The organism is Hypericibacter sp., from assembly GCF_050729195.1.
Lineage (GTDB): Bacteria > Pseudomonadota > Alphaproteobacteria > Dongiales > Dongiaceae > Hypericibacter.
In genome coordinates this window covers 1-7,341 of the sequence record NZ_JBOHKS010000124.1, presented here as the reverse complement: position 1 = coordinate 7,341, position 7,341 = coordinate 1, and the positions used below count along the sequence as shown (strand labels likewise).

6 protein-coding genes are annotated in these 7,341 nt (G+C 66.0%); 4 read left to right on the top strand and 2 right to left on the bottom strand.

Going from position 1 to position 7,341, the window contains the following annotated elements:
• Both ACREE8_RS09585 and ACREE8_RS09580 read left to right on the top strand, forming a co-directional pair.
• Positions 1 to 838 (top strand): ABC transporter permease (locus ACREE8_RS09585; protein WP_431572761.1); only part of this gene is annotated, 838 nt, incomplete at its 5' end.
• Positions 835 to 1,632 carry an ABC transporter permease gene (locus tag ACREE8_RS09580; RefSeq protein ID WP_431572760.1) on the top strand — a complete coding sequence of 266 codons (798 nt, stop codon included), beginning with the start codon at positions 835 to 837 and terminating at the stop codon, positions 1,630 to 1,632. The genes ACREE8_RS09585 and ACREE8_RS09580, both read left to right, overlap by 4 nt.
• On the opposite strand, the gene ACREE8_RS09575 is transcribed toward ACREE8_RS09580, so the two are convergent.
• Entirely contained in the window at positions 1,629 to 4,049 is a 2,421-nt protein-coding gene (locus ACREE8_RS09575) for a GcvT family protein (protein WP_431572759.1), read from the bottom strand. The two genes, ACREE8_RS09580 and ACREE8_RS09575, sit on opposite strands and share 4 nt — an antisense overlap.
• Positions 4,050 to 4,188: 139 nt before the next feature.
• Between ACREE8_RS09575 and ACREE8_RS09570 the strand changes: the two genes are divergently transcribed.
• The gene (locus tag ACREE8_RS09570) at positions 4,189 to 4,842 is read left to right on the top strand and encodes a TetR/AcrR family transcriptional regulator (protein WP_431572758.1); all 654 of its coding nucleotides are present in this window, start codon (positions 4,189 to 4,191) and stop codon (positions 4,840 to 4,842) included.
• Here ACREE8_RS09570 and ACREE8_RS09565 read toward each other — a convergent pair whose 3' ends face one another.
• Positions 4,843 to 6,387: a trimethylamine methyltransferase family protein gene (locus ACREE8_RS09565; protein ID WP_431572757.1), complete on the bottom strand. Its 1,545-nt coding sequence runs from the start codon at positions 6,385 to 6,387 to the stop codon at positions 4,843 to 4,845. It abuts the gene before it with no gap.
• Between the two features lie 198 nt (positions 6,388 to 6,585).
• Here ACREE8_RS09565 and ACREE8_RS09560 point away from each other — a divergent pair.
• Positions 6,586 to 7,341: LysR family transcriptional regulator (locus tag ACREE8_RS09560; protein WP_431572756.1), on the top strand; the 756-nt coding region annotated here is incomplete at its 3' end.

The following is a 7,341-nucleotide window of genomic DNA, read 5'->3' as shown; positions in this document are numbered from 1 at the left end:
GTTTCGCGCGCGCCTGCCGCTCCTGCTCTGCTTCATCCCGCCCTTGGCCTATTTCCTGATCTTCGTCCTGCTGCCTTACGTCAACGTCTTCCGCTTCAGCTTCTGGCGGGTCGACAACTACGCCATCGTCCGGGACTTCACCCTCGACAATTACGCGCGAGCCTTCGAAAACCCGCTCTATCTCTCGGTCATCGGCAATTCGCTCGAGATCGCGCTGATCGTCACGGTCTTCTCGTCGGTCCTCGGCTATCTGCTGGCGCTCCATCTGATGGCCCATGCGGGCCGGCTGCGCCAGCTGCTCTATTTCCTCATCGTCATTCCGCTCTGGACCAGCTTCCTGCTGCGGGCCTTCATCTGGCGCATCATCCTGGGCCGCGAGGGCGTCATCAACAGCGCGCTCGAGCATTTCGGCCTCACCTCCGATCCGCTGACCTTCCTGCTCTTCAGCAAGTTCAGCCTCTGCGTCGGCCTCATCTACATCTTCATCCCCTTCGTGGCCCTGCCGGTCTTCACCGCGCTCGAACGCATTCCCCAGGAATATGGCGAGGCCAGCCTCGATCTCGGCCAGTCGCCGCTCGAGACCTTCTGGCGCGTGATCCTGCCCTTGAGCCTGCCCGGCCTCATCGCCGGCGCCACCTTCACCTTCTGCCTCAGCTTCGGCGATTTCGTGGCGCCGGCCCTCTTGGGCGGGCCCAACGGCGCCATGATCTCCGGCATCATCATCAGCCAGTTCGGCGCGGGCTTCGACTGGCCCTTCGGTAGCGCGCTCGCCGTCATCGTCATCGCCATCGTGGGCGCCAGCGTCCTGCTGATGGCACGGATGGAGCGACGCGCATGATGCAGGCGCTGCTGCGCTGGTCGCTCGGCCTCCGCGCCGTGATCGCCGCGGGCGGCTGGGCGATCATGCTGTTTCTCTACCTGCCGATCGTGATGCTGGTGCTCTATTCCTTCAGCGAACCGCGCAACTTCCTGTTCCCGATCGAGAGCTGGAGCCTGCGCTGGTATGCGCTGCTCTGGTCGGACAGCGAGCTGCTCCATTCCATCCGCAACAGCCTGATCGTGGCCGCCGGCGTCGTGCCGCTGACGCTGCTGCTCGGCATCCCGGCGGCCTTCGTGGTGGCGAGGCTCGATCTGCCTGGCGTCCGGCTGTTCGAGCGGGCGGTCCTGCTGCCGCTGATGATTCCAGGGCTCGTGACCGGCCTGGCCCTCCTGCTCATCCTGCGGGGCTGGGATTTTCAACTCTCGCTCGTCACCGTCATCATCGGCCATTCCGTGGCCTGGCTGCCGGTGGTGGTGACGCAGGTCTCCGCCAAGCTGCGCCGGCTAGACCGCAGCTTCGAGGAGGCGAGCCTCGATCTCGGCGCCGACCGTTTCGAGACCTTCCGCTGGGTCGTGCTGCCCAACATCGCCAGCGCCATCTTCGGCAGTGCGCTCCTGGTCTTCACCCTCAGCTTCGACGAGGTGGCGATCACCTTCCTCCTGACCGGCAGCAAGAACACCCTGCCGATGCAGATCTGGTCGATGCTGCGCCAGGGCGTGACGCCCGAGATCTGTGCCATCGCCACGATCACGGTGGCGCTCTCGACCCTGCTGGTGGTGACGGGCCTGCGACTGGCGGGTCCCCGCTCCTAGGCCCGCATTGCCTCGCCCTTGGGATCATAGGGCGACGGCTCGATCACTCTAGCGGGCCGCTCGACACCGACGACATGGACCGAAAGCTCGGTGCCGGCATCGGCATGTGCGCGATCGACCAGCGCCATGGCGAGACTCTTGCCCACGCAATGACCGTAGGCGCCCGAGGTCACGAATCCCACCCGCTTGCCCTTGTGCCAGACCGGCTCATAGCCGGTGGCGTCGGCATCCTCGGCCGCGATATCGAGTGTCACGAGCTTCTGCTTCGGCGCTCCCGCCTCGCGCTCCCGCAAGGCAGCATCGCGGCCGACGAAGTCGCCCTTGTCGAAGGCGATCCAGCGATCGAAGCCGGTCGTGCCGGGCGTATAGGCTTGGGTGAACTCGCGCGACCAGATGCCGAAGGATTTCTCCATCCGCAGGCTGAGCAGCGCATTGAAGCCATATTCATGCAGGCCGAAGGCCTCGCCCGCCGTCTTGAGGGTGCGGTAGAGCGCCAGATGCTCGGCTGCCGGCACATTGATCTCGAATCCCAGCTCGCCCGCGACCGAGAGCCGACCGACCCTGGCGCGGCTCAAACCCACATCCATCTCGCGGCAGGCCATGAAGCGGAAGGCCGATTTCGAAACGTCGGCGCTGCTGACGACACTGGCCAGCAGCTCGCGCGATTTTGGCCCCGCCAGCGAGAAGCCGACCCAGGCATCGGAGATGTCACGCACCGTGACACCGTCGCGCAGCAGGCCCGCGAACCAGCGCATATGCCAGGCACGCAGGTAATAGGAGCCCATGATCCAGTAGCTGCCGTCGCCCCAGTTGAAGACCGTGAGATCGCCCTTGAGCTTGCCGCTGGGCGCGAGCATCGGCGCCAGCGCCGCACGGCCCGGGCCCGGGATCTTCGACGCCATCACATGGTCGAGCCACTCTCGCGCCTTGGGGCCGCTCACCTCATAGCGCGAGAAAGCGGAGGTATCGAGCAGCCCCACGCCTTCGCGCGTGCGCCGGCATTCGGCCGCGACGATGTCATGCGCGTTGGAGCGCTTGAGAGTGGGCTTCTCGATGAAGCCTTTCGAGGGCGCGAAATAGATCGGCACCTCCAGGCCCCAGCTGTTGCCCCAGCGGCAGCCATGCACGGTCATGGCGTCATAGGCGGGCGTCATCTTGAGCGGCCGCCCGGCGGGCAGCTGCTCGTTCGGATAGGTCATGACGAAGCGGCGCGAATAGAACTGCGCCGTCATCTGCTTCAGATAGGCGCGGTTCGAGGCGAACTTGCCGTAGCGCGCGATATCCATGCCGTAGATGTCGGCCGCCGGCTCGCCCTCGACCATCCATTGCGCCAGGCTCAAGCCCACGCCGCCGCCCTGAAGGAATCCCGCCATCACGCCGCAGGCGACCCAGTAGTTCGGCAAGCCTTCGACCGGGCCGACCAGCGGATTCCCGTCGGGCGTGAAGGTGAAGGCGCCATTGACCCATTTCTTGATGCCGGTCCGCAGCAGGCAGGGGAAGCGCTTGAACCCCATCTCGAGCTCGGGCCCGATCCGGTCGGTATCCTCCTGGATCAGCTCGATGCCGTAATCCCAGGGCGCGCCCTCCATGTTCCAATGTTTGGTGTTCTGCTCATAGATGCCGAGCAGCAGCCCCTTGCCCTCCTGGCGCATATAGGTGAAGCCCTCGAGATCGACCGTCAGCGGCAGCTCGCGATCCATGGCCGCGATCTCGGGGATCGTCTCGGTGACGAGATAATGATGCTCCATCGGCGTCACCGGCAGGTCGATGCCGGCCATCAGCCCCACCTGCTTGGCCCAGAGCCCGCCGCAATTGACCACATGCTGCGCCATGACCGTGCCCTGCTCGGTCACGATCTGCCAGGACCGGTCAGCCTGCGGGTGAAGCTCCAGCACGCGGTTATGCTCGAAGATCTCGGCGCCGCGCTTGCGCGCCGCCCCGGCATAGGCATAGACCGCGCCATAGGTGTCGAGATGGCCCTCATTGACGTCATAGAGCCCGCCCAACACATCCGACACATCGACGATCGGGCACATCGCCTTGATCTCGTCGGGCGTCACCAGCCGCGCCGTCTCGATCCCCATGGTCTGGAAGATCCGGTAGGCGGCCTTGAGCCATTCCCAGCGCTCCGGCGCGCTCGCCATATTGACGCCGCCGGTCATATGCAGCCCGACATTCTGGCCGGATTCGGCCTGGATCTCCTTGTAGAGCTTGATGGTGTAGTCCTGGAGCGCCGCGATGTTCGGATCCGCGTTGAGCGCATGGAAGCCCCCGGCCGCGTGCCAGCTCGAGCCCGAGGTCAGGACATTGCGCTCGATCAGCGCGATGTCCGCCCACCCCAGCTTCGCCAGGTGATAGAGGACCGAGCAGCCGACGACCCCGCCGCCAATAACGACCACGCGATAATGGGATTTCATGACGCCCTCTGCCCTCTCCTCATGCGAGCCCCAAGCCTATCCAGGCGCCTGCGGAACGTCTAGACACTGCTGTACAGTGACCCTGGCCGGCGGCGCCGGAAGGCCTTAGACTCGCGGCTTCCATCGAGCGGAACCGGCGATGACGAAAAGACGGACGAAACGCAGGACGGCCCCGGCCTCGGGCAGCTACCCGCAGACCAAGGCGAGCCGCGGGGACTGGCTCCAGGCGGCGCTGGAAAGCCTGATCGAGGGCGGGGTCGAGCAGGTGAAGATCCTGCCGCTGGCCCGCAAGCTGTCGGTGTCGCGCTCGAGCTTCTATTGGTACTTCAAGCGCCGCGAGGATCTGCTGGCGGCGCTCCTGCGCCACTGGCAGGCGACGAACACGCAATCGATCGTCGAACGGGCGAGCCTGCCCTCCCGCTCGATCGACCAGGGCATCCTCCATATCTTCGAATGCTGGACCGACGACAGGCTGTTCGATCCGCGGCTCGATTCCGCGATCCGCGACTGGGCGCGGGGCTCGCCGAAGCTGCGCGGGATCGTGCAGGAGGCGGACGACAAGCGGGTCGCAGCCATTGCGCGGCTGTTCCGGCGTCATGGCTATGAGGCCAAGGAGGCCTTCATCCGCGCCCGCGTGCTCTATTTCACGCAAGTCGGCTATTACGCGCTGGGTGTCGAGGAGTCGCTGCGCCAGCGCCACTCCTATCTCGCGCCCTATCTGAAGAGCTTCACGGGACAGAATCCGAAGCCGGCGCATATCGCAGCGTTCCTGAAGATCGCGGGTCGGGGCTGATCACTCGATGTCGGCGCCGCCCTCGCGGCAGCGCCGGTCGACGAAGGCCTCGAGTTCCTCGGCGCGGGCCGGGTCCATCGCCGGCTGCTCATACTGCGCGATCATCGTCTTCCAGATCCGGTGCGCGCGCTGGGTGGTATCGACCGATCCCGCCGCGGTCCATTGCTCGAAATTGCTCCAGTCGGAGAGCAGCGGCGTATAGAAGGCCTCGCGATAGCGCTCCAGCGTATGGGCCGTGCCGAAGAAATGGCCGCCGGGTCCGACATCGCGGATGGCGTCGAGCGCCATCGTGCCCTTGTCCACTTGGAGCGGCCGCATGACCATCGACATGGTCTGCAGCATCTCGGCATCGACGATGTATTTCTCATAAGAAGCGGTGAGACCGCCCTCGAGCCAGCCGGTGCCATGCAGCATCAGATTGACGCCCCCCATCATGGCGCCCCAGATCGACATGGCGCTTTCATAGGTGGCCTGCGCGTCGACCGTATTGGCGGCGTTCACGTTCGAGGAGCGATAGGGGATCGAATAGCGCCGCGCCAGCTGACCGCCGATGATGGCCCCTTGGACATATTCGGGCGTCCCGAAGGCGGGTGAGCCGGTGCGCATATCGACATTCGAGGTGAAGCCGCCATAGATCAGCGGCGCGCCTTTACGGACCAGCTGCGACAGGACGATGGCGCCCAGCGCCTCCGCGTTCTGCTGCACCAGGGCACCCGCGAGCGTAACCGGCGCCATCGCGCCCGCCAAGGTGAAGGGCGTGATGCAGACTGCCTGCCCCAGCCGCGCCATCTCGATGACGCCCCAGGCCATCGCCTGGTCGAGCTGGAGCGGCGAGTTGGTGTTGACGACCGTGTAGAAGCTGGCCTCGGCCAGCATCCGGCTCTCGTCGATGCCGCGCGCGATCCGGACCATCTCGAAGGTGTCGCGCATGCGCTGCGGCGCAAAGGTGAAGGCCCAGAGCGCCTTATCGCTCAAGGTCAGCATCGCCTGGCCGGCCTTGAGATGGCGCACCGGCACCGGGATGTCGATCGGCTCCGGCACATAGCCGCCATTCACATGGACGATGTTGAGGCTCTGCGCCAGCTTCAGCAGATTGCAGTAATCCTGGAAATTGCCGGGCCGGCGCCCGCCCGCGAGATCGCTGACATTGGGCGTGCCGGCGGTGGTGGCGAAGACCACATGCCGGCCGCCCATCGTGACATTGCGGTCGGGATTGCGCGCATGGAGCGTGAACTGGGACGGCACGGTGGCGAGTGCCTGCTCGATCAGCCCCCGCTCGAAGCGCACCTGCATGGTGCCGTCATCGACCGTGGCGCCGCCCGCGCGATAGATCTCGCGCGCCTCGCGCAGGAGGACGCGGGTGCCGATCTCCTGCAGGACCTGCAGCGAGGCTTCGTGGATGGATTCGAGCTGGTCCGCCGAGATGATTGCCATCGGCGGATAGGGATTGGTCACCAGCTGCCAGGGCAGCTGATGCAGGCTCGGGGCGGCATCGCCGCTGCGGCGGCGTTGCGAGCGTCGGGTGGTCTGGGGTTCGGCATCCATGAGGAACCTTCACGGGCTGGGGCGGCCTGTTGCAGCCTCGCATTGGCCGCTCCAGTGTCGCTCGTTACAGCCAGTGAACGTCCGGAGGGCGCCCTGGGGCCAACGCAAAGTTTTGGCAAAACCCATGAGCTTTCCTCATAATCGACACATGACAAGGCGCGGAAGGACCGGCCCCTGACCGGCAAGCTCACCATCCCCATGCTGCGCATCCTGGTCGCGCTCGACGAGCAGCGCAGCTTGACGGCGGCCGCCCAGTCGCTGGGCCTGACCCAGTCGGCGCTGAGCCATCAGTTGCGCGAGGCGGAGCGCCGCTTCGGCGTCGGCTTCGCCGAGCGTGTCGGCAACCGCCTGCGCCTGACGGCGCTCGGCCAGCAGCTCCTGAGCACCGGCCGTTCGGTGCTGGATCAGGTCGATCGCGCGGAATCCGACCTGCTCCGCTTCCAGACCGGGCGCCAGGCCGCGGTCCGGATCGGCTTTCATGCGCATAACGCCCATCACTGGCTGGCGGGCTTCCTGGCCGAGGCCCGAAAACAGCCGGAGACGCCGCCAATCGAGCTGGTGGCCGATGCCATGGCCCTGCCCTTCTCGGCGCTGCAGACGGCGAAGGTCGATATCGCGCTCAGCTGCAGCGCCTCGATCCCGCGCTCGCTGCGATCCCTGACGCTTTACGAAGACGAGCTTGTCGCCGTCCTGCCAGTCACTCACGCCCTGCGCTCGAAGGCGGCGCTCGGCGCCAGGGATTTCGCCAACCAGACCTATGTCTGTTCCTCGATCGTGATCGAGGAGGGCATGGAATATTCGACCTTCTTCCGACCGGCCGGCGTCCGGCTCGACCGCTCGGTCAGCGTCGGCAGCGTCGACGCGGTCCTCTCCGGCATCGAGGCCGGCCTCGGCGTCAGCATCCTGCCGCGCTCCTGCGTGACCCCGAGGTGGTCCGCCGACAATGTCCTGCTG

What these genes read in the sequence shown, in the direction of transcription:
- ACREE8_RS09580 (WP_431572760.1), top strand. Translation starts at nt 835, where the DNA reads ATGATGCAGGCGCTGCTGCGCTGGTCGCTCGGCCTCCGCGCCGTGATC.
- ACREE8_RS09575 (WP_431572759.1), bottom strand. Translation starts at nt 4,049, where the DNA reads ATGAAATCCCATTATCGCGTGGTCGTTATTGGCGGCGGGGTCGTCGGC.
- ACREE8_RS09570 (WP_431572758.1), top strand. Translation starts at nt 4,189, where the DNA reads ATGACGAAAAGACGGACGAAACGCAGGACGGCCCCGGCCTCGGGCAGC.
- ACREE8_RS09565 (WP_431572757.1), bottom strand. Translation starts at nt 6,387, where the DNA reads ATGGATGCCGAACCCCAGACCACCCGACGCTCGCAACGCCGCCGCAGC.